The sequence below is a fragment of the Lysinibacillus sp. NPDC047702 genome (assembly GCF_050272555.1).
Classification (GTDB): domain Bacteria; phylum Bacillota; class Bacilli; order Bacillales_A; family Planococcaceae; genus Lysinibacillus.
Map to the genome: position 1 here is coordinate 1 of NZ_JBNNMG010000037.1, position 20,825 is coordinate 20,825.

A 20,825-nucleotide genomic window follows, 5' to 3' on the forward strand; every position below is an offset into this window, starting at 1 on the left:
CTTGAACAAATCAAAAATGAGTTACAAGTAGCTTAGGGTACCTGTCATTGATTCGCGTATGGTAATTTTTGTATTTAAAAATGCTCATTTAGAGTTATAATCTTTAAACATAAGGATCCTTCTTTCTGTATAATTTTGTTGTGGTGACTTAATTTTATCAGAAGTGGTCCTTATTTTTTTATGAAAAAAATTTAAAACCGGTGAAATTTTACTGATCGTAAAATTTCACCGGCTTTTTAGTTTAGAGAAGGGTTTTGTCCCAGCCTCTCACTTACATTTAGGGCAGAATAAAATAATTAGATTCCTATTTCTCGCATTTTTGCTGTCACTTTATTCATTCTATCATCCATATCAGTGTTAGTGAATTTTTCGAGATGCATCTCACTTACAATTGTTCCGTCGCGCATAAACAGGATTCGCTCCGTTCTAGCAGCAACCTTTGGGTCATGAGTCACAAGCATAATAGCAGTACCCTCTGCGTTTATTTCAGAAATAATACTCATAATCTCCTGTGCAGATTTAGAGTTAAGAGCCCCTGTTGGTTCATCACCGAATATAATGGCAGGATTACTCATTAGCGCACGGCATATACCTGCGCGTTGAAGCTGCCCTCCCGAAACCTGAGTAATATCCCGTTTTTCCAACTCTGCAATCCCAACTTTTGTCATCAAGGCTCTAGCTCTTTTGGTAATTTCCACAACGTTTTTTCGATTATCTCGCATAGAGGGTAAAATAATATTATCTAAAATATTTAAATTTTTGAGCAAAGTTGGCTGCTGAAAAATAAAACCCATTTTGGTTCTACGTAAGTCGGCAAGCTCCTTTTCACTGAACCCTGATAAATCACTGCCATTACAAGTAATCTTCCCGCTATCAATATGATCCATACCGCTTAGTGCATACAACAATGTTGATTTCCCTGACCCTGATGGTCCCATAATTGAAACGAATTCACCCTCATTTATGTCAACAGACACATCCTTAAGAACAGGATGTCTTTCATTATCTACTCTAAATGATTTCACAATCTTTTCACCAATAATAATCTTCTGCATAATCTACTCCTTTATATTATCAGTTATTTTTATCTGACCTGCGCTGGCTGTACTGAAAACTGTTGCTACTAGTACGGTACACCCCATCACCAATGGACATAATAGATAGGCAGAAAGTGGATTAACAACGAATGTAAACGACGAAGCTCCAAATGAGGCAATCACTGCACTAGCTAGCAGCTCGCCAAGCGTATTGGCTAAAAGCGTTCCTAGAACAATACCTACAATGAGTACAAATAACGAACGTGCTGCATATTGGATGGTTATATCCGTATTTGTAAAGCCCAAAGACTTCATAATAGCAATCGAGTATCTATCCTTTGCGATAAGCATTTTCATAAATAACAATGTCACCAGGATTGATAATATTAAGGCTATAATGACTGATATAGAGGACGCTTTCCCAATAGAGCTAATTGTTGAACCAAATGTCTGTGTAATATAATCGTCTATGCCCGAAATCTTTGCAATTTGAAAGCTATCTGTATACTCAGAAATTTTCGCTTCTGTCAATGTTTTATCGTTTAGCTCCACATAAATAACACTCCACATTGTATCCGCCTGTGAGTCAGTGAAAGCAGCCTTTGCCGTTTTACCACCGTTCGTAATATCGGAATAGGTTCCAGATACGATGAGATTTCTCTCCTTCCCATCGACTAACAGTGTCATGTGATCTCCGACCTTTTTCCCTAATTCCTCAGCGTTCATGACTGACAGCGCAATTTCATCTTGTGAAACAGGTGCTTTCCCTTCTGCATACCTAAGCGGAAAAATCGAGTGGTCACCAAGTTCAATTTTTATGCTTTCCTCAGAGCCGTTAATTGTCTTCACATTGAATGTTTTGGTCGTAAGTACAGCATATTTGGAAATCGTGCTATCCCCGTCCAATGTTGTTACAACTTCCGTAGCTCTTTTCTGAATATTGTCTGTCTGCTGGATATCTATACGCAAATCACTGCTGCCTATTCCCATACAAGTGATGAAGCTTTTAGAGGAAATCGTGTTGTATAGATTTTGTGGAACGATGATGATAAATGTTGACATTACAAGTACCACAAGCATGGTCGTATAAAGATTTTTTCTAGAAAGAACATCCTTTATCCCTAAAAATAGATTAGTATTTAATAGTCTATTTTTACTCAGATAAAAGCCCTTTGCTCCAGAGGATTTTCCGTGTGAAAAACCAAACCGAAGAGCCTCCACCGCAGAGATTTTTCGAAAACCTCTTAGTACATTACTCACATAAACGATCATTACAAAAAACACTAGAAATACACCGATTATTCCAACAAATAAAGCCAAAAATCTATTTTCACTCACTCCCATATAGAGCCTTATGTTTTCAAGGAGAATACCCTTAAATACAAAGGACAGGGCATAGCCAAGTGAACAGCCAATTGCTGCAATCACTGCGTATTTTGCGAGATAAATCTTTTTAATATCTGTAACACGTAGCCCTATGGCTTTCATAACGCCTATTTCTCGATAATCATCCTCAATTTTTGCAAGCAGTGTAAATCGTATACACATAAATGCGATTGTTACAACAAGAACGCTTATAAGAAGAATAACTGCTATCATTAGACCATCGGATATGGCATTTAACATTTTGAACAGTGGATATGTAATTGTCGGACCATTTGCTTCAAGTCCTGCGGAAGTGTAAGCAGTTTCGAATGTGCCTATCTCAGACATATCCCTTAATCTAAATTCAATTAAATATTCTGTACTTCCGAAACTCTTTATTGTTGCATAATCATGCTCACTCACCAAAAATCTTTTTGATGAAGCGAGTAATGAATTCATCTGTGAATCACGAAGAAATCCTGCAACAATGAATTTCTTTTTATTATTTACAACAATCGTATCCCCAATGTTTGCGGTGCCATCCTTCATATAGCCTACAGGCACATACACCTCTCCATCGGCAACCTCTATTACCTGACCATCAAGATCAAGAAGATAATCAAATTTTTCACTCTGCGTCGTGAAGCCATTGTCCTGAACATTGCCTGCAAGCGATGTCCCGTCAATAACGATATGTGCTCCATCCACATTAAGAAATTCAAGCACCTGAAATTCTTCGACATTGCTATTATTGTTGGCGAAGTTTTTCAATCTATCACGATCAATTTCGCCTGAATGCATTTGCAGGAAATGTGGTGTTTTCGATTGCTTCATAAGCGTATCTATCGCACCTGTAAGATTCACCATTAATATGGCTGAAAGGGAAACAAGTAATGACGCAGCAGCCACAAATATTATCGTGGTCAATGTTATTAATTTGCTTTTTGCCATATCATTACGGATTATTCTGTAATACATATGTCACCTCTTTAACTGATTTAAAAAAGAATGCATTATGCAAAAATTTTTATTCGCTGTTTTCGTTTCCAAACATCTTCATCATATACATGAGACTTCCACTTTCAACACCCAGTAGCCTTTCTACGTTGAATACTAAGGCCACTATTCGTGAAGTGCGTTCTTCATCTGTTAAATGAACCATATCATCGTCAAATACGGTATTTGTATATGCCACTATCATTTCCATGCATTCATACGGATATGGTGTGTTAAATAATCCCTGCTCAATGCCTTCACGAATAATATTTGCCAGAATAGTTGGCACATTGTTGATAATAATTTTTTGGATTTTTTGGTGCATCAAAGCATTCTGAGGCTTGTGAATATGTTCCATGATTTCCTTGCTATTTCCACCACTAATGTTCAAAGCCATTACAACTCGAATCATTCTCTCATTTACTGGAATACTTTTATTTGCACCAATTTCCTTTGCCGCTTCTAAAATCGTATCTGTCATTCGATCAATTAAGGCGTCCATAATATCCTCTTTTGACTTAAAGTGATAATACAGTGTTCCACGTGCGATTCCAACCTTTTCAAGAATATCGTTTGTGCTAGTACCATCAAAGCCTTTCTGATTAAAAAGCTCCTCTGCCACATCAAGAATTTCATTTCGACGCTCTTGTGCTTTCTTTATCGTTCTCATTTCTACACCTCCTCTAAATAGACCGACTGTCTGTCTATTCAATTTCATAGTAGCATACAACTGGTTTCATTTACAATATCTTCTATTGAGAAATTAGAAAAAAATTTATAAAGGTATGCTACAATGCATCAAGACAATAAAAATCTGCAAGCCTTCAACGTTTATTCCATGAAAACAAGCAGATTTTTAAATTTATAGACAACGCTTACATCAATAAGAAACAAATATTCAGAAAAGTACTTATCATTAACAATCATTTCCAATATCATTATATTGTTTATAGACAGTAATTTGGTTACGACCATTGCGTTTTGAGGCATAGAGCGCGGTATCAGCTTGATGAATGAGTTCTTCAATTTTTGTTACCTTCCCCTTGTTATTGATGCTCACACCAATACTAAACTCTAAATGAATCGCTTCATCTTTTATTTCTAAAGATAAAGATGCTAATTTTTTATAGAGATTTTTTGCCAATGTTTGGGCAGTTTCTCCCATCTTTAATTGACTAAGAATAATAAATTCATCTCCACCAAAACGTGCAACGATTGATTCAAAAGGTTGGAAAAATTCCTTTAATGTTGAAGCTGTAATGGTTAATGCATCATCGCCAAACAAATGACCATTCCTATCATTAATGGCTTTAAAATGATCTAGATCAACCATCATTAACGCTAACTGCTGTTTTTCAGTTGAAGCTTTCTGCATCATCTTTACCGCATTCTCATCAAAATAACGTCGATTATAAATATTTGTTAATGGATCAATATAAGAGGATTTTTCTAGTTGCTTTTTCTCGTCATTATACTCCATTTCAAATAACACATGTGTATAATTCTCCCGTTGGATTTCTAGCAAAATATTAATATATTCCTTTTGAATCGCACATAAAACTACTTTATTTCCCTGTTCCTCAATTAGTAGCACTAAAGAATTGTAAATGATTTGTAGCAAAGCAAGATCATTATTTTGTAGGGCATAGTGTTTTGATTTTTGATATAAATCGATGGCCTCACCAATACGTCCCTGTCTTTCATAAAGCAAAGCATTAGCATTCATAATCTCCAATTGTACCTTGGAATACGGAGGTTTCTGAATAGTCGTTAGTAGCTCTTGTAAGACTTCATGTGCTTTTTCAAATTCCTCAAGCCAAATTTGAGCAACGGCTAAGTTTATTTTTGGATGGATAATGCCTGTATATGGATTGTCATGCTTCGTCTCAAAAGCATTTGCATAATATAAACTCTTCAACGCGAATTCTTTTGCTGTTTGATAGCTCCCTAATGCAATTTCTAAATCACTTAAATTATTATAAATTTTCCCCATGCTTTCTACATGTTGAATGCGCTCAGCAATCTTAAGTCCCTTTAACATAAGTTCCTCAGATTTTTTCAAATGGCCAAAAGTTCCCCAATAGATGGCCGCTAAAATATAATAATGAATTAAATCAATATCATTGCCATATTGAAAGGTTAATTCACGATATTGCTCAAGCACACTGATGGAAATCTGCAAATCTCCTGTTTGAAAATAACTGGCACAGCGATACCGTAATAAAAGGATTGCTTTATCATATACCTCAAGTACAATAGCACTATCGATTGCGGCACTACTTAATTCGATATATTCTAAAAAGCGATTCGCATTATACAATTCATTTAGCGTAATCCATAATTCTTCAAACTCCTGTGTATTCATACCGCCCCTCCTCATTTAACCCCTTACATCTTTAATACTACCTTTACTAATGAAATATTACAATTCTTTGGACTCATTTATTTTTGAACCAATGAGCAATTTAACCCAAATAAAAATCTAACTGATTATATCCTCCTAATAATTTTTTAATTTAAATCTATTCATCTTAGATTAATAATGATAACAGTACACAAAACTATAATTTTCTGGCAAAGAAAAAACAAGCCTCTTTTTTAGAGACTTGCTACGAATCCTGCAAACCTAATATCGCCTTTAATCGTTCTGATCTTTTTTGATTAAGATGGATAGCACCAAACTCCACTTTTTGCAAATAAAGTGTCTGACCATAGCTGAGCCAAACATCAACTCTAACTCCCTCTAGCATAAAAGAATACTCTGGTGGTTGTTTCATCTTATTATATTTATCTGGAGTCTGCCAATCTGTTTGCTGGAAAAATTGAATGATTTCCTGTTCATTTTGAATAGTAAGCTTTTTCGTTACAGTAGGCTCAATCCATTCAATACTGTTTAAAAAACCATTTATAACCTCTACACCATTGTCCTCATATGACATACTTCCTGATGATTCTAATGAAATGTAATCTCCTAACTTGACTGGGTAATCATTCAAGATTGGATACCAAGTTGCATTATTATATTTCTTAATAATTTGTTCCTCAGAAAGCTTTGCCAGATCCTCAGGGATGGCACCCTCCACAAATAAAAAAGCATTAGACTCAATTTTAATGACCGTCCCTACGTAAATCGTTCCTTGTGAGTGTGTACGATTGTCGATACCCATTTTATCCTGAAATGCTGTTGATTGCTCAGCAAAATGAGCTTGAAAATAACGAAGGGCGTCCCTTGCAGCTATTTGATCTGCAGTTTCAGCTAAGGTTGGATATTTTTTTTCATAAAATGCATTCAGTTCTTTTCTAGCTGCATAAAACGGTATCATAGGCTCAATATACGTCTTAAAATATTGTTTTAGGCCTAGCCCCTGAAAAAGCTCCACATATTGTGGGGATTCTTGTAGCATGACAAGCTCATCATAGCGTGCTTTTTTTTCTGCCTCTAGCTCTTCCTTTGTAGATGTTATACCTAATGATTTTGCAAAATAATAATAGGCAACCAGCTGCTCATATTTTTGATAGGCCTCCCTCTTAGAAAATTCCTCACCTTGGTTTGGCCACATCAAATATACAACATGTTCAAAGTGCTCAAACTGCTTCTCGTTAAACATCTGTGCCGCTTGCTTCGTATCCTTATTGAACAGCTGCACCATCACAAATCCTGCTAAGCATAAAGTCACAACGGCAGTTAATAGTGCGAAACGAATGGGCTTTTTTGGTTTGACAGGCTGCTGTCGCAGGACGTGTTTTTTGATACGTTCCTTACTCGTTGACATATCACCAGCTACCTTTACTAATTCCTTTTGCCATTCATTCATGCCCAAGCACCTCCCATTCCTCCTGCTTTAAATGAGGCTTCAGAGCTTCCCTTGCCCTTTTCAGCCTTGTTTTCACAGTATTTTCTACAATCCCTAGAACCTGTGCTATTTCAGCAATCTTCATTTCTTCATAATAGTAAAGGATTATGGGCTCTCTATAGGATATCGGTAATTTTAAGATAGCTGCCCCTATATGCGATCTTTCCTCCGCTTCAATCAGTTCATCTCGCTGTTTTTTTACTTGCACTGGAAGGATTTTTTCTTGTAAAATTAATTTTTTATAATGCCAGCTTTTTAAATAATCCTTACTTTTATTGATGGTTAATGTAGATAAATAGGCACGTAGCTGCCCACGCTCTTCATAGTCATGCTGTGAAAATTTGATAAAGACCTCCTGCACGATATCCTCTGCGACGTACCTATTTTTCACGTAGAAATAAGCGAGACGAAGTAAATGCTCTGCATGTTCATCCATTATTTTTTCAAGTATGCCGTCCACCTCCCCCTCTTACACTATAAACGACTACCAATTAATGACCGTTTCACTTTCTTATCAATATTTTCTTGACCTTGGAGCACACTCCAATGTTAGGATAAATTCAGGAGGTAGTTAGATGAAAATTAAACAGTTTGCTGAGAAATATCAATTAACAACTGATACAGTGCGCTACTACGAGAAGGAAGGGCTACTGTATCCACATAAACTGGACAATGGCTATCGCGTGTATGATGACACTTGTGAAAATACGATTAAAATAATTCTAGTATTAAGACAGCTTGGCTTTACACTACAGGAAATCAAGCAATTACTGATGCTGGATCAAAAACCTGTTTCAGAATCCTGCAATCAAGAAACCGTACAGCTATTCTCTGCAAAAATCGCCCATATTGAACAGCAATTATTGTTTTATCAGCAGGCACTCCAATCCTTACAACTAACAAAGACTTTGATGGCTGATGGGAAGTATGCAGAAAATCAAGTGGTGATCGCCTCGCTCATCGAGGATATGTATCAAAAATTACAGGAAGGTCGTGGTCATCATGAAAATACGTAAAATTATTTCTCTTGAATATTTACTAGCATTTTTAATCAGTCTATTTTTCTATTGGCAGTTTGACTTTTCATTATTATATTTTCTCTTATTTTTATTGCTTCCTGATATCAGTATGCTTGGCTATATTGTCAACACTAAAGTTGGGGCTTTATTTTACAATATAGGTCATAGCTTAATACTGCCAGCTATTATAATGATGATTGGTTTTGTCATGATATCTACTCCGCTACTAATGGCATCGATTATTTGGCTAGCCCATATTTTTTTAGATCGTGCGCTCGGCTATGGCTTAAAATATGATGAAGCCTTTAAGAAAACACATTTACAGCAAATAGCTTAAAATCAACTTTAATCACGATCAATTACACCCAAGCGTAATTGCGTCCGGATTTTTTTCGAGCTCGCTCGAAAAGCTCCTCTTCAAAATTCGTGACATCCGCCAGAGGCTTTATCTTGATTCAGCGGGCGTTTGTACGACCACTGAATAGGAATAAAATCGCATTCATCTCGCCACCTATAGAGGTAAGAGTATTCTGCTGAATCAAGATAAATTTGATCGTTACAAGCAACTAGGGCTTTGAAACGAAATATGTTTCAAAACCCTAGTTGTTTCTAAATCTATTAAATAAATCGCTTAAACAGCGTTTCATATAAAGCTACAATTAATATACCACCTAATACAGGAAGGAGAGAACTAAAGCTGAAATAAAATCCCTCCTCATTGTAGTTACCAAAGAAATGAAATTGCAGCCATGACACATCATATGTTTCACCTATACCATATAAAAAAACGGTGCTAAATAAAAACAATGCGAGACATTTTATACACTCATTCCGCTTCATACGATTCACCTCACTCAATAATGGTCATTTGATTGGCATAATCGACTAAATCTTCTTTTGACAGCCCCGGATTTTCTCTAATGATATTGTATTGATACCCATTTTCCTGCCAGCTAATCGTTAAAAATTCACCTAACTCCATGTAGGTACCTTCCTTCCCACGTACCTCGATCGGTTTCTCATCTTGAACGCCACCAAACTCTACATAACTTCCAGTCATTTTATAAACTGAAACCGAGAAAGCAGGCTGTTCATCTTTCAGATATTCAAATGAAAACTCTGGACGTTCCTCCACCTTCATATCTTGAATTGTCGTTAATGTTACACCATTTTTTTCTGGCACCATTAAAAATTCATCAAGCTGCTCTTTCACTACATCTAGTGTTACTGCTTCAGCTTCCTGTGAAGCAATTTCTTCTATTTTAACATCAGCTGGAATATCCACTGTAAATTGTGCTTCATCAATTTTTGCATCAATATCTATTTTGGTATATTCCGTAACCATTTTACTCCCGGCGTTATTCGTTACGGTTTTTAATGTTAGCCATGTTTTTTTATCAATCCATACTTCCATATCGCCCATTAATGTATCAGCATTTTTAGCTTTCGCTACCATTTTGTACGTATCTCTGCCTGCAATTTTCTCTTCGCCGTCAATCTTCACATCATGTGTATTTTTCACCATATTAAATAGTATTTCCGCCTGATCCTTCGGTGATGGTAAACTATCCAAATCACCCTCCTTGAAATTCATCGTCTGAGCCGTTTTTTCAACCACATCATATAAAATGACTTGAGAACCATTATTGACAGAGATGAAATGCTCCCCATTTTCAGTTGTCATATCAATACGTCTTTTACCATCCTTAGACCACTCCTTGACATGAACCATTCCACCAACCTCACCCATGTCCATTGTATATTCGCCGTAATAAGTAAGTGGTTCTTTCGTTTCCTGTAACGCTTGATCAATAATTTCCTGTGGTGAATACGACTCCGTATTACAGCCTACTAAGCTAAATGAAAGTGCAGCAACTAAACCTACCGCACGTAATGTTTTTTTCCAATTCATTATCAATTCTCTCCTTTATATGATGGAATCCAGCACAGTACAGCTGTTCCAAAACCTTCTTTAGATATAAGCTCAACTGTTCCACCATGCTTTTCTATGATTTGTTTCGCAATATTTAAGCCAAGCCCTGTACCACGTTCTCCAGCCTTTGTTCGTGCTGTATCTGCCTGGTACATTGGCTCAAATAACTTTTCAATATCCTCTTTTTTAATCCCTTGTCCGCTATTTTGTACAATCATATAGATACCTTCCTGCTTTATCAGTGCAGATTTTACAAAGTCAAAGCACCATATTGGACACTTCCCAGCATTTATGGCTGATAAACCTATTGTTGTACCTACTTCCCCATAGCGCCAAGCATTACTCATTAAATTATCAATCACCCGCTGAAGCTGCTTCGGATGCACGGCATAAAAACCTTCTACCTCACAGCACACTTCAAGCTTAAATCCTTGATCCTCACACAGCGGTTCGTAATCTGACAATATCATCTCAAAAAACTCAGCTCCGTCAACCATCACTAGCTCTAAATCATAGCTTGAAGATTGAAGTAATGTGTACATCAGTAAATCCTCTAACATATGCTTCATCGTTTCAGCCTTTGTTATAATAATCTCTCGATATTCGCACTGCTGCTCTTTCGATAACGCTTTATTTTGCAAAGATTCTGCATATGCTTGAATTGATGTAAGCGGTGTTTTTAAATCATGTGAAATACTAGCAATCATTAGCTCTTTTTGCTGTTGTTCTGTTTTTAAGTGAGCATGTGCCATTTCAATTTCGTTCTGCATAGCAAGAAAGGCTTGCGCAAGTTCACCAATTTCATCTTTTCTTATCTCTAAGTCTGATGCCACCTGTTCACCCTTGGCAAAGGCACGCATTTGCTTCATTAGTTCTTTTAACGGTCGATTTAACTTTCGATGAAGTAGCATCATCGCTGCAATATATATAAGAAGAAACAATAGAATTGAGCTAACTATGACAAGCCAAGAGCGATTCTGTACACCTTGTACCCAGTCCTTCCTCACTAATTGAATTTCATAAATACCAAGCAATTCTCCTTTTTGATAAACAGGTTCCTTATACGTAAAGGCATTGTATTTTTGCTGTAAATCATATAAATCTTTAAATATTTGATCTTTGGAGATAAATCCTGATTTCAACGGATTTGAGGAATACAAAACAAAGCCTGATTGTGAGTAAAGTGTAATCGCGAGCTGTTCATTGGTTATTGCTTCTATATCTGTTCTGTCTGCATTTTTTGTATAATACTCAGGATTATTAAGCACAGATTTAACCTGATTCAACTCTGTCCATTTTTCAATGTGCTCAAGAACGTTTTTATCGTGATAATAAGCATTTATCCACACATAAAGGCTATACGCACCGGCTATCGGTAAGATAAGCACGATGAAGAAAGTGATGAGCAACCATGTTTTAATTTTCATAATGCTTCTCCAATAAAGCAGTAGCCCTTGCCCCATACTGTCTGAATAAAATGTGGCTTTTTAACTGGATCATTGAGCTTTTCCCGCAGCACCTTTATATGTACCGTGACTGTATGTGTTTCATCAACGCTTGCTTGCTGCCAAATATGCTGATAGAGTGCCTCTTTTGAAAAGGTTTGGCTTGGATTTTTCGCCAGTAGTTTTAGCAACGCAAACTCCTTTTGTGTTAAGGCAAGCTCTTCATCATGAAGAGCTGCAGTTTCCTTGTGCCAATCAATTGTTAAGCCATGTGTAAAGGCTGTGATTTCTTCCGTTATTTCTTGTTTGTTATAACGTTTCCAGCGACGTAAATGTGAAGCAATACGCGCCTTTAACTCCTCTAAGCTAAACGGTTTTGCTATATAATCATCTGCACCTTGCAAACCCTCCACCTTATCTGCCTCTTCGTTGCGTGCACTCATCATTAAAATAGGCACTTCACTTTCCCAGCGAATATTTTGGCAAACTGTAAGCCCATCCATCTCAGGTAACATCCAGTCAACAAGCACTAAATCGAATGAATCGCCTTGAAAATCAGCAAGTCCCTCAAGCCCTGTCGTTGCCCAAGTAATTTGATAGCCCTCCCGCTCAAGCGTATCCTTTATAATACGTCCAATCGCCGTATCATCCTCAATCAGTAATAGCTTTTCTCTCATCTGTTTTCCTCCTGTAATAACCTTACTATGTAAATGGCTTAATTTTTTAAACTTTATACTTTCTTTATATTTTACATATGGTGCATTCGAATTGTATCAGTTTGTTTTGCCAAGCTATCCGTCAGTTGAGCGATTCTATCCGTTAGTTCAGTGTTTCTATCCATCGCTTTTATTGTTCTATCCGCTTTTGCCTCGCTTTACGTCAATTCATCGTTGCTCTCCACTACTTCCACCATCCTATCAAAACGAAAAAGGAATGCACTTTTTGCGTGCATTCCTTCCATGTTGTTGAAATACTATTATGTCAATGAAATCAAGGTGACAAATTAAAAAGTATAGCCCTTTTTCAAAACGAGAGGTTGATCTCCGTTCCGACTGAGTGCTTTCCTGGGGGCGTCCGATGAGCCGCTTGGGGCAACAGGAGGTTGGTCACGAAGGCGTTGTCACAGGACGTGACGGTTTTAGCCTTCGTTCCCCTAATTTGCTCGCTCCAGGGTCTCATCTGTGACGCTGAATCCCCGAGGAGTCACTCAGTCTACACTCCAATCAACCATTGCTCATCGTATTTTCTATTGGCATTTCACATAAATGTGTAGTGATAAAATGAAGTCCTAACCAATACTATTTTGCGCAATAGTGGAGCTTTGAAAACATTTTTCTATGCGAAAACGAGTGACAGCAATAAGTGGCTTTATGTAAAGCAACAAAATGATTCTATACATAAAGTGTAGGGCAACAACTATAGAATTGTGCTATTATATCCAGTTAATGATGGAGAGTAACATGCTTTTACTTTTCTTTTGAAGGAAGAAAATATTTAAAGTTCTACACTATTGCTGATTGGAGTGCAAGGCTACTCGACTCCCGTGGGATAGCGAGACAGACGAGACCCTGCACGGAGCGTCAGCGCAGGAAGCGGCTCGTCGCTCGCCCACTGGAAAGCGAGTAGCCTGGAACGGAAATCACCTTCATTTGACTTAGCAGTGTTCACAAAGAGTCCCTTGACCATTTAGTTTTTCAACACAATGAAAAGGAATGCACTTTTTGCGTGCATTCCTTCATTTATATTAGAAAAATAAACTTAAGATAAAGTAAATAGCTCCAGCCATCACCGCAGAAATTGGCATTGTAATGACCCATGTTGTTACGATTTTACGTGCCATTCCCCATTTTACACCTTTTACACGATGTGCTGTACCGACACCCATAATAGATGAAGAAATAACATGTGTCGTTGATACTGGTAAATGAATTAATGTTGCTCCAAAGATAATCGATGCAGAAGCTAAGTCTGCTGCCACACCATTCACTGGACGAATTTTCATAATCTTTCCACCAACTGTTTTGATGATTTTATAACCACCTACAGAAGTACCAAGACCCATTGCACATGCTGCTGCAAAACGTACCCAGAAAGGTATATCATCACCCTGATGCAAGCCGCCTGCAATTAAAGCAAGCGTAATAATTCCCATCGCCTTTTGTGCATCGTTTGTACCGTGTGTAAATGATTGTAGAGCTGCAGTACCAATTTGCATTGTTCGGAAACCTTTATTCGTACGATATAAATTCATATCCTTAAAGAGTACTTTAAATAATGACATCATCAGGAAGCCTGCTGCGAACGCTAGCAATGGTGAAAAAATTAGGGCTTGAATAATTTTAATAAAGCCTTCGTAGTTCAAAATATCAAATCCTGCTGCGGCAATCGCTGCTCCTGCAACAGATCCAATTAATGTATGAGAAGAACTCGATGGAATGCCAAAATACCATGTTAGCAAATTCCACGTAATGGCAGATAATAAGGCTGCTAAAATCACAACAGAACCAGTAATATCACCATCATAAGCATTTAAGGTAAACGGGTCCACAATATCTTTTGTTAGTGCTTTGGCAACCCCAACGAAAGTAATCGCTCCAACGAAGTTCATCACTGCAGCCATATATACTGCTGTCCGTGGCTTTAAGGCCCTTGTTGATACAGAAGTTGCAATCGCGTTGGCTGTATCATGGAAGCCGTTTATAAAATCGAACACAAGTGCGAATAAAACGACTAATATTGTTATTAGTAATATTGTATCCATTTCCTACACTCCATCTTACGCGTTACGCATAATTATTGTTTCAATTGTATTTGCTACAGTTTGACAGCTATCCGCTATATCTTCAAATTGCTCATAAATATCTTTAAACACAATAATGCGCATTGGATCTTTCTCTTGAATAAATAATTGCTTCATGGAAGAACGGAAGATTTCATCACATTCACGCTCATAGTCCTTAATTTGAATGGAGTGTTTACGCATTTCAACAAGCTTTTTACTATTTAATAGCTCCATCGCTTGTACCATTTCATCTGTACTTTTTGCAATATACGTGAGGAATTGACGCATCGGCTCTGTTACCTCTGTTAAATTATACATATTAAAATGAGCAATACAGCCTTCCATGCCATCTATTACATCATCTAATTTATTTGCAAGTGCTAAAATGTCTTCACGTTCAATAGGTGTCATAAATGATTTATTCAGCATTACAATAAGCTCATGAATTAATTTATCGCCGCTTGTTTCATATTGCTTCATTGTGTCTGCAATTTCTTTCAGTGCATCTATATCTTGAATACGTGCATTATGTGCAAAGTAAATACCTTCATTGACATTTTTAGAGATATTCAATAATGCCTTAAAAAATGGATCTTGCTTGTTTGAGTTGAACATTATGTTCCTCCTGTTGAATAAATTGTCGATTTCTGCAATCATCATAACAAAACTTTTACACATTTCTACATATTTTTAAACATAAACGAGTTGAATTTACAAAAATGTAATATTAAAATTGCCACAATTCATTTCAAGCTCTTTTCCAAGTTGAAAACGTTGGAAACCAAATAATAAAAATACCCGTTTTTTCTTTAAATATTACCGTTTTTTCTTTTATTTTTAGAGAAATACTTGAAAAAACTTTTTTTCCTTCTATTTTTTCAAACAGTGAATTGTTAAGGAATTGTAAACGCTATTTACATAAGGTTTGGAGATTTCATTGTTATTTCATGTAATTCACAGTACGCTTATAAGAACAATATAAGAAGGATGTGACTCATACATATGGACATCGATTTACTGTCACTTGCTATACTATTAGTACTCGGCTTTATCGCATCCTTTTTAAATGCGATTGTTGGTGGCGGGGGATTAATTTCCTTGCCTGCGTTTATGGCTGTTGGGCTACCACCTAGTACAGCCATCGCCACAAACAAACTTGCCAATACAATTAGCAATGGTACAAGTATGTTAACTTTTTTACGAGCTGGCAAGGTAGATTTTAAAAAAATCGGCAAGATCATCCCTTTCATCTTCATTGGCTCTATAATTGGAGCCTATACGGTACACCTTGTATCGCCTTCCATTTTAAAGCCCTTAATGCTTGTTATGCTCGTCCTTGTGACCACTTATACAGTTTTCAAGAAAGATTGGGGACAACAGCCTGAGGAACGAATATTAACAGCTACTAAAAAAATCGCTTTTATTGGCGCGTTTGCAGCTATTGGCTTTTATGATGGTTTCTTTGGGCCTGGAACTGGTTCGTTTTTTATTTTCATTTTATTAATGATGGAAAATGATTTCTTGCAGGCCGCGGGCAATGCCAAAGCGTTTAATTTCACTTCTAATTTAGCAGCACTTATTATGTTTTTACTGTTAGGAGAAGTTAATTTTTTATACGGACTGCCCGTGGGGTTTGTCATGATTTTTGGGGCTATCTTAGGTTCAAAATTCGCACTGAAACGTGGAACAAAAGTGATGCGTATTATTTTCATTATCATGACATGTACATTGATTCTTAAAAATGCGTGGGATTATTTTTTTCAATAAAGTGACCAGTCAAAGGCAACGACTTAAAGTGTATTAGAGAATGTTCAAATAACTAGAGAAAGCAATAAAAAATATCATTCGATTTTATATAGCAATTTTCAGTCAATTGACAAAATTTATTTGCGTGCTATAATTCTTTTGGGCTTCACCGCATTGAAGCGAAGAAGTAATTACTAGGAGGATTAGCATGTTTCGAATTGAAGCAAAGAGTAACCCTCGATTTATTGAGGCAGGCTTCATCATACTTTTAATTATCGCCATGATGGCATTTAGTATTGGGTATTTAAAAGCGACTCCCCATATCCCTATTTTTTTGGTTATTTCACTTTTAATTGCCTATGGATTACTTAAAAAAATTCCTTTTCGTGAGCTTGAAGGGGGGATGATTGCTGGTGCGAGTGCAGGGCTAGGCGCTGTATTCATCTTCTTCTTTATCGGTATTTTAATTACAAGTTGGATGATGGGAGGCACTATTCCTACACTTATCTATTATGGCTTTTTAACCGTTTCACCTAGTTTTTTCTTTGCCATAGTATTTTTAATTTGTAGCGTTGTTGGCATATCTGTCGGAAGCTCATTAACAACTGTTGCCACAGTGGGTGTGGCTTTTATGGGAATTGCTGGTGCAATGGATATCTCCTTAGCCATAACTGCTGGTGCGATTGTTTCAGGAGCTTTCTTTGGTGATAAAATGTCTCCCCTATCAGATACAACAAATCTTGCTTCTGGGACAGTTGGCGTGGATCTTTTCGAGCATATTAAAAATATGGGCTGGACAACGATTCCTGCTTTCATCATCTCCATTGTTTTATATGCTATTTTATCTCCATCAGCTACAGATACAGCATTTTACACAGTAGAGCATTTTAAGGAAGGATTAGTTGCAACAGGACTTATACATTGGTATACATTAATGCCAGTTGCTGTACTTATTGTGATGACTTTTTATAAGGCGCCTGCACTAATTACGCTTGCAGTCGTTTCAATTCTTGGTGTGGGACTTTCCTACATGCTTGAACCAATTGCCCTTTCTAATATCTTTAAAATGCTTTTTGAAGGCTATGTCTCCCAAACTGGTAATAAGGAAGTAGATGCATTGCTGACACGCGGTGGTATGAGTAGTATGCTATCAACAATCGCCTTAGTTTTACTGGCACTAACAATGGGTGGGCTATTATTCACTCTAGGCATTATTCAAAGTATTTTAGCAAAGGTTGAGAACATCTTTAACAGCGCTGGTTCCGTGATCACAGGAGCTGCCATTACAGGAGTAGGTGTCAATACACTGATTGGTGAGCAGTATCTTTCCATCTTATTAACAGGCGAAGCATTTAAAGAACAGTTCGCAAAGGTTGGACTAGCACCCAAAAACCTATCTCGTGTAATGGAGGATGCAGGTACAGTTGTCAATCCACTTGTCCCTTGGAGTGTTTGCGGTATATTTATTGCTAGTGTACTAGATATATCTACAGTATCTTATCTCCCCTTCACCTTCTTCTGTTTATTAGGTCCAATTTTAACAATTATATTTGGCTGGAGTGGGAAAACACTAACAAGGCTTGAAAAAAAGATAGGTAGCTGATGCAAATCATCAGCTACCTTTTTTTGTAAAATTCACTTTCATGTTATATTGACAATTATTGAATCATGTTGCATCTGTCATAGTATTGTTCTATAAACTGATTAAAAGTTGAAATCTATGCTCAAGCAATTCACTTAGGATGAAACTACATAAGTCGTATCATTGTCCGCTGATGATAAAAATTCTTTTAATGCACCTTGGTTTTTATCTAAATCAATATCTAAAACTTCACCTACATTTACACGTTTGTCTTCAAAAGAGCCTGCAATAGGAATGCGTAAAGTGTTCATACCTTTAGAATCTCCATTTACTATCCCTTTTCCGATTGTAAGGATTGTTTTATTATCAACATTTGTATCAATGTAGGAATCTACAACGCCAAGTATTTTTGGCAAATTCATTAAGCTTGAAACACCGATTTGTTCTTTCACCTTAGTCAAAACTTCTTGCTGACGTTCCACCCGTCCAAAATCACTTAGACGATCGTGGCGGAATCGAACATAGCCTAATAACTCATTACCATGTAAAGTTTGTTCTCCAGGCTTTAATGTCATGCCAATTCCATGAGACATTTCATAAGGAATATCAACCTCAATCCCATCAGGTGCTAAAAGATCAATAATTTTGGGGAATCCTTTAAAATCCACTATAGCGTAATAATTAACATCAAGATCAAAGTTTTGCTTTATTGTCTTCCTTACAAGTTCAGGCCCTCCAAAAGCAAAGGCAGCATTAATTTTATTCATTCCGTAATCCGGAATTTCGACATACGTATCTCTCATAATTGAAATAAGCTTTACATTATTTGTCGTTTGATCATAGTGTGCAATCATTAATGTATCCGATCGACCATCCTCATCTCTTGCATCACTTCCAATTAATAGCACATTTATCTGACCAACCTGTACATCTGCACCTTCGAATGGGTCAAATGTCTTTCCATCATCTTTAAATGGACCATCGTCTGCCATTGCTAATCCGCTATTGTATTGATAAACCGAATATATAATCCCTACTATGATTACTAATGCGAATGCTAAGAACAAATTCCTTAGCCATTTACGGCTCTTTTTACTTCTTCTCATAATTAAATCCACCTATCATTTAACTCTAAATTAATTTTTTAGTAATGTCTTTGTAGTTAGTTGTACAGCTATTGCATCATCTAAATAACCAATAGGAAATAGATAATCTGGTAAAACATCTACAGGAATAATAAAATATAATAATGCACTTCCAATTATAGTTAGTTCAAAAAGTGTACCTTTTCCTGATAAGAATCTTTCATATAATTCTTTTAATTTGCTTATAAAAGGACCTACACTTCCTACATGTTTAATTTTCTCATTAAAATCTTTAGCAATCGTTTTTTTACCTTCTTCTGTTTGCGCAAATAATCCATAGCTCTCCAGTTTCTGTTCAACCTGTGCCACCGAAAATTCATCATCATAAACATTAGAAGACTTAAGAAGAGCTTGTATTGCGTCAACAGATGTATGAATATCTGATTCAGATTTCTCTTGTCTTTGTTCAATGGGGTACCCAGCAGCTTCAAATAGATTAATTAAAGGAACTCCAAGACAGTCAGCAAATTTTTCTAAATGTTGTGGTGTTGCTTTTCTCTTATTATTTATTATCCGTGAGATTGTAGCTGTATCTATTCCAGTGTGCTCACTAAACTTTCGCATAGACAATGAACGTTCTTTCAAGAATTCCCTAAGCAATAAGCCAAGATTATTGTTGTTTCTCTTCTCAGTCATTTTCTGTCCTACCCCCTTGCCATTTTCTACTGTAACTTTTTTCAACTGTCTAATATATCATTCTCAAGAAGTGTATTATTACATTGACATTTTGTCAACACTTTTAAATAAAAGGAAGCTAATGCGATTATTGATTTAGACTTACCTATACTAACATATCATCACCATCAGCTTGGATGCATATTATTCATGTTGACAAAAAATCAACATTTATACAATACAATGTCATAACGTGGAATTGATTTCTGTTCCAACAGGGGGTTTCTGAAAGCACTTGGAGCAATAGGATACTTGTCACAAGGCTAAGTACTATTATGGGGCATCCTCTCTTTATTCCAAAGTGGAATCAAAATTGTTATTTTCTAGAATTTCTATTCAATTAAGCTCTCTGTTATGCTCAAACAAAGGAGATGAAGTAATATGACAACAAAATGGAACGCCAATTTATATGATCAAAAGCATGACTTTGTTTCAAAATTTGGAGAAAGCTTAGTAGACCTGCTTAGACCACAGAAAAATGAAGTAATATTAGATGTTGGTTGTGGGACAGGAGATTTAGCACATGAAATTGCAACTCACGGTGCCATTGTTCAAGGAATTGATGCCTCTCAGGACATGATTATTGCAGCACAGCAAAAATATCCTGGCATTGAGTTTCAAGCGGTGGATGCTACAGTGTTTTCCATTAAATATCAATTTGAAGCAGTCTTCTCAAACGCTGCTCTTCATTGGATGAAGCAGGCAGATCAAGTTATTGAAAATATTTATAATTCGCTTAAACAGGGAGGGCGATTTGTAGCTGAAATGGGTGGAGATGGTAATATCGCCTCTATAGTATGGGCACTTCAAAAAAGCATGGAGGATTTGCAACTACCTTATAGAGAGGAATATTTCCCTTGGTATTTCCCCACTTTAACAGAATATCAATCTAAACTAGAGAAAGCCGGCTTTACCGTTGATACGATTACACTATATGAGCGACCAACTCCTCTTCAGGGCGAGGACGGGCTTCGTAATTGGTTAGTGATGTTTAGTCATAATATCCTACAGCATTTAACGGAAAAAGAGAAAGACCAAATCTATGCAAAATGTGAGGAACTATTAAAACCTAACTATTATCAGGATCAACAATGGATTGCTGATTATTGTAGACTACGATTTGTCGCTATCAAAAAATAATATAAAGTTATAAAAGAACGTATGTATTCCAATACGTTCTTTTCATAGTGTTGAAAAACTAATTGGTCAAGGGACTCTTTGTGATACTACTAAGTCAAATGAAGGT

19 protein-coding genes are annotated in these 20,825 nt (G+C 36.6%); 5 read left to right on the plus strand and 14 right to left on the minus strand.

The features are described 5' to 3' along the window. Positions 1–296: 296 nt before the first annotated feature. From ACQKIM_RS16800 to ACQKIM_RS16825, 6 genes are all read right to left on the minus strand, one after another. Positions 297–1,055 carry an ABC transporter ATP-binding protein gene (locus tag ACQKIM_RS16800; protein WP_427545926.1) on the minus strand — a complete coding sequence of 253 codons (759 nt, stop codon included), beginning with the start codon at positions 1,053–1,055 and terminating at the stop codon, positions 297–299. A 3-nt stretch (positions 1,056–1,058) separates the two neighbouring features. Continuing rightward, a complete protein-coding gene (locus ACQKIM_RS16805; protein WP_427545928.1) occupies positions 1,059–3,380 on the minus strand; it encodes an ABC transporter permease in 2,322 nt (773 codons plus the stop codon). A 49-nt stretch (positions 3,381–3,429) separates the two neighbouring features. Beyond that, positions 3,430–4,068: a TetR/AcrR family transcriptional regulator gene (locus tag ACQKIM_RS16810; protein WP_427545930.1), complete on the minus strand. Its 639-nt coding sequence runs from the start codon at positions 4,066–4,068 to the stop codon at positions 3,430–3,432. 246 nt (positions 4,069–4,314) lie between these two features. Further along, a complete protein-coding gene (locus ACQKIM_RS16815) occupies positions 4,315–5,763 on the minus strand; it encodes a diguanylate cyclase (protein ID WP_427545932.1) in 1,449 nt (482 codons plus the stop codon). Positions 5,764–6,007: 244 nt separating this feature from the next. Continuing rightward, the gene (locus ACQKIM_RS16820; RefSeq protein ID WP_427545934.1) at positions 6,008–7,213 is read right to left on the minus strand and encodes a hypothetical protein; all 1,206 of its coding nucleotides are present in this window, start codon (positions 7,211–7,213) and stop codon (positions 6,008–6,010) included. Beyond that, positions 7,206–7,712, minus strand: coding sequence for a sigma-70 family RNA polymerase sigma factor (locus tag ACQKIM_RS16825; protein WP_427545936.1), 507 nt, complete (start codon positions 7,710–7,712; stop codon positions 7,206–7,208). Before ACQKIM_RS16825 ends, ACQKIM_RS16820 begins: the two co-directional genes overlap by 8 nt. A 115-nt stretch (positions 7,713–7,827) precedes the next feature. Here ACQKIM_RS16825 and ACQKIM_RS16830 point away from each other — a divergent pair, with 115 nt between their 5' ends. Both ACQKIM_RS16830 and ACQKIM_RS16835 read left to right on the plus strand, forming a co-directional pair. Continuing rightward, positions 7,828–8,268, plus strand: a complete 441-nt coding sequence (locus ACQKIM_RS16830; RefSeq protein ID WP_427545938.1) for a MerR family transcriptional regulator — start codon at positions 7,828–7,830, stop codon at positions 8,266–8,268. Then, positions 8,255–8,608, plus strand: a complete 354-nt coding sequence (locus ACQKIM_RS16835; protein WP_427545940.1) for a DUF4260 domain-containing protein — start codon at positions 8,255–8,257, stop codon at positions 8,606–8,608. The genes ACQKIM_RS16830 and ACQKIM_RS16835 overlap by 14 nt, the downstream gene beginning before the upstream one ends. Before the next feature lie 281 nt (positions 8,609–8,889). On the opposite strand, the gene ACQKIM_RS16840 is transcribed toward ACQKIM_RS16835, so the two are convergent. The 6 genes from ACQKIM_RS16840 to ACQKIM_RS16865 all read right to left on the minus strand — a co-directional run bounded on the left by ACQKIM_RS16840 (position 8,890) and on the right by ACQKIM_RS16865 (position 15,046). Then, positions 8,890–9,111: a hypothetical protein gene (locus tag ACQKIM_RS16840; RefSeq protein ID WP_427545942.1), complete on the minus strand. Its 222-nt coding sequence runs from the start codon at positions 9,109–9,111 to the stop codon at positions 8,890–8,892. A 10-nt stretch (positions 9,112–9,121) separates the two neighbouring features. Next, positions 9,122–10,183 carry a LolA family protein gene (locus ACQKIM_RS16845; protein ID WP_427545943.1) on the minus strand — a complete coding sequence of 354 codons (1,062 nt, stop codon included), beginning with the start codon at positions 10,181–10,183 and terminating at the stop codon, positions 9,122–9,124. A 2-nt stretch (positions 10,184–10,185) separates the two neighbouring features. Beyond that, positions 10,186–11,631: a sensor histidine kinase gene (locus tag ACQKIM_RS16850; RefSeq protein ID WP_427545945.1), complete on the minus strand. Its 1,446-nt coding sequence runs from the start codon at positions 11,629–11,631 to the stop codon at positions 10,186–10,188. Further along, on the minus strand, positions 11,628–12,326 hold the full coding sequence (locus tag ACQKIM_RS16855; RefSeq protein ID WP_427545947.1) for a response regulator transcription factor: 699 nt from the start codon (positions 12,324–12,326) through the stop codon (positions 11,628–11,630). The genes ACQKIM_RS16850 and ACQKIM_RS16855 overlap by 4 nt, the downstream gene beginning before the upstream one ends. A gap of 1,067 nt (positions 12,327–13,393) precedes the next feature. Next, positions 13,394–14,410 carry an inorganic phosphate transporter gene (locus tag ACQKIM_RS16860; protein ID WP_427545949.1) on the minus strand — a complete coding sequence of 339 codons (1,017 nt, stop codon included), beginning with the start codon at positions 14,408–14,410 and terminating at the stop codon, positions 13,394–13,396. Positions 14,411–14,425: 15 nt separating this feature from the next. After that, positions 14,426–15,046: a DUF47 domain-containing protein gene (locus ACQKIM_RS16865; RefSeq protein WP_427545951.1), complete on the minus strand. Its 621-nt coding sequence runs from the start codon at positions 15,044–15,046 to the stop codon at positions 14,426–14,428. 387 nt (positions 15,047–15,433) lie between these two features. Between ACQKIM_RS16865 and ACQKIM_RS16870 the strand changes: the two genes are divergently transcribed. Further along, entirely contained in the window at positions 15,434–16,198 is a 765-nt protein-coding gene (locus ACQKIM_RS16870) for a sulfite exporter TauE/SafE family protein (protein WP_427545953.1), read from the plus strand. A gap of 187 nt (positions 16,199–16,385) precedes the next feature. After that, positions 16,386–17,780: a Na+/H+ antiporter NhaC gene (nhaC, locus tag ACQKIM_RS16875; protein WP_427545955.1), complete on the plus strand. Its 1,395-nt coding sequence runs from the start codon at positions 16,386–16,388 to the stop codon at positions 17,778–17,780. Positions 17,781–17,914: 134 nt separating this feature from the next. Here nhaC and ACQKIM_RS16880 read toward each other — a convergent pair whose 3' ends face one another. Next, positions 17,915–18,865 carry an LCP family protein gene (locus ACQKIM_RS16880; protein ID WP_427545957.1) on the minus strand — a complete coding sequence of 317 codons (951 nt, stop codon included), beginning with the start codon at positions 18,863–18,865 and terminating at the stop codon, positions 17,915–17,917. 30 nt (positions 18,866–18,895) lie between these two features. Beyond that, a complete protein-coding gene (locus tag ACQKIM_RS16885) occupies positions 18,896–19,540 on the minus strand; it encodes a helix-turn-helix domain-containing protein (RefSeq protein WP_427545959.1) in 645 nt (214 codons plus the stop codon). Positions 19,541–19,960: 420 nt separating this feature from the next. Between ACQKIM_RS16885 and ACQKIM_RS16890 the strand changes: the two genes are divergently transcribed. Further along, complete coding sequence (locus ACQKIM_RS16890; RefSeq protein WP_427545961.1) at positions 19,961–20,719, plus strand: class I SAM-dependent methyltransferase; 759 nt, start codon at positions 19,961–19,963, stop codon at positions 20,717–20,719. The last annotated feature ends 106 nt before the right edge of the window (positions 20,720–20,825 follow it).

What these genes read in the sequence shown, in the direction of transcription:
- ACQKIM_RS16850 (WP_427545945.1), bottom strand. Translation starts at nt 11,631, where the DNA reads ATGAAAATTAAAACATGGTTGCTCATCACTTTCTTCATCGTGCTTATC.
- nhaC (WP_427545955.1), top strand. Translation starts at nt 16,386, where the DNA reads ATGTTTCGAATTGAAGCAAAGAGTAACCCTCGATTTATTGAGGCAGGC.
- ACQKIM_RS16810 (WP_427545930.1), bottom strand. Translation starts at nt 4,068, where the DNA reads ATGAGAACGATAAAGAAAGCACAAGAGCGTCGAAATGAAATTCTTGAT.
- ACQKIM_RS16880 (WP_427545957.1), bottom strand. Translation starts at nt 18,865, where the DNA reads ATGAGAAGAAGTAAAAAGAGCCGTAAATGGCTAAGGAATTTGTTCTTA.
- ACQKIM_RS16815 (WP_427545932.1), bottom strand. Translation starts at nt 5,763, where the DNA reads ATGAATACACAGGAGTTTGAAGAATTATGGATTACGCTAAATGAATTG.
- ACQKIM_RS16805 (WP_427545928.1), bottom strand. Translation starts at nt 3,380, where the DNA reads ATGTATTACAGAATAATCCGTAATGATATGGCAAAAAGCAAATTAATA.
- ACQKIM_RS16885 (WP_427545959.1), bottom strand. Translation starts at nt 19,540, where the DNA reads ATGACTGAGAAGAGAAACAACAATAATCTTGGCTTATTGCTTAGGGAA.
- ACQKIM_RS16835 (WP_427545940.1), top strand. Translation starts at nt 8,255, where the DNA reads ATGAAAATACGTAAAATTATTTCTCTTGAATATTTACTAGCATTTTTA.
- ACQKIM_RS16800 (WP_427545926.1), bottom strand. Translation starts at nt 1,055, where the DNA reads ATGCAGAAGATTATTATTGGTGAAAAGATTGTGAAATCATTTAGAGTA.
- ACQKIM_RS16870 (WP_427545953.1), top strand. Translation starts at nt 15,434, where the DNA reads ATGGACATCGATTTACTGTCACTTGCTATACTATTAGTACTCGGCTTT.
- ACQKIM_RS16840 (WP_427545942.1), bottom strand. Translation starts at nt 9,111, where the DNA reads ATGAAGCGGAATGAGTGTATAAAATGTCTCGCATTGTTTTTATTTAGC.
- ACQKIM_RS16845 (WP_427545943.1), bottom strand. Translation starts at nt 10,183, where the DNA reads ATGAATTGGAAAAAAACATTACGTGCGGTAGGTTTAGTTGCTGCACTT.
- ACQKIM_RS16890 (WP_427545961.1), top strand. Translation starts at nt 19,961, where the DNA reads ATGACAACAAAATGGAACGCCAATTTATATGATCAAAAGCATGACTTT.
- ACQKIM_RS16860 (WP_427545949.1), bottom strand. Translation starts at nt 14,410, where the DNA reads ATGGATACAATATTACTAATAACAATATTAGTCGTTTTATTCGCACTT.
- ACQKIM_RS16820 (WP_427545934.1), bottom strand. Translation starts at nt 7,213, where the DNA reads ATGAATGAATGGCAAAAGGAATTAGTAAAGGTAGCTGGTGATATGTCA.
- ACQKIM_RS16855 (WP_427545947.1), bottom strand. Translation starts at nt 12,326, where the DNA reads ATGAGAGAAAAGCTATTACTGATTGAGGATGATACGGCGATTGGACGT.
- ACQKIM_RS16865 (WP_427545951.1), bottom strand. Translation starts at nt 15,046, where the DNA reads ATGTTCAACTCAAACAAGCAAGATCCATTTTTTAAGGCATTATTGAAT.
- ACQKIM_RS16830 (WP_427545938.1), top strand. Translation starts at nt 7,828, where the DNA reads ATGAAAATTAAACAGTTTGCTGAGAAATATCAATTAACAACTGATACA.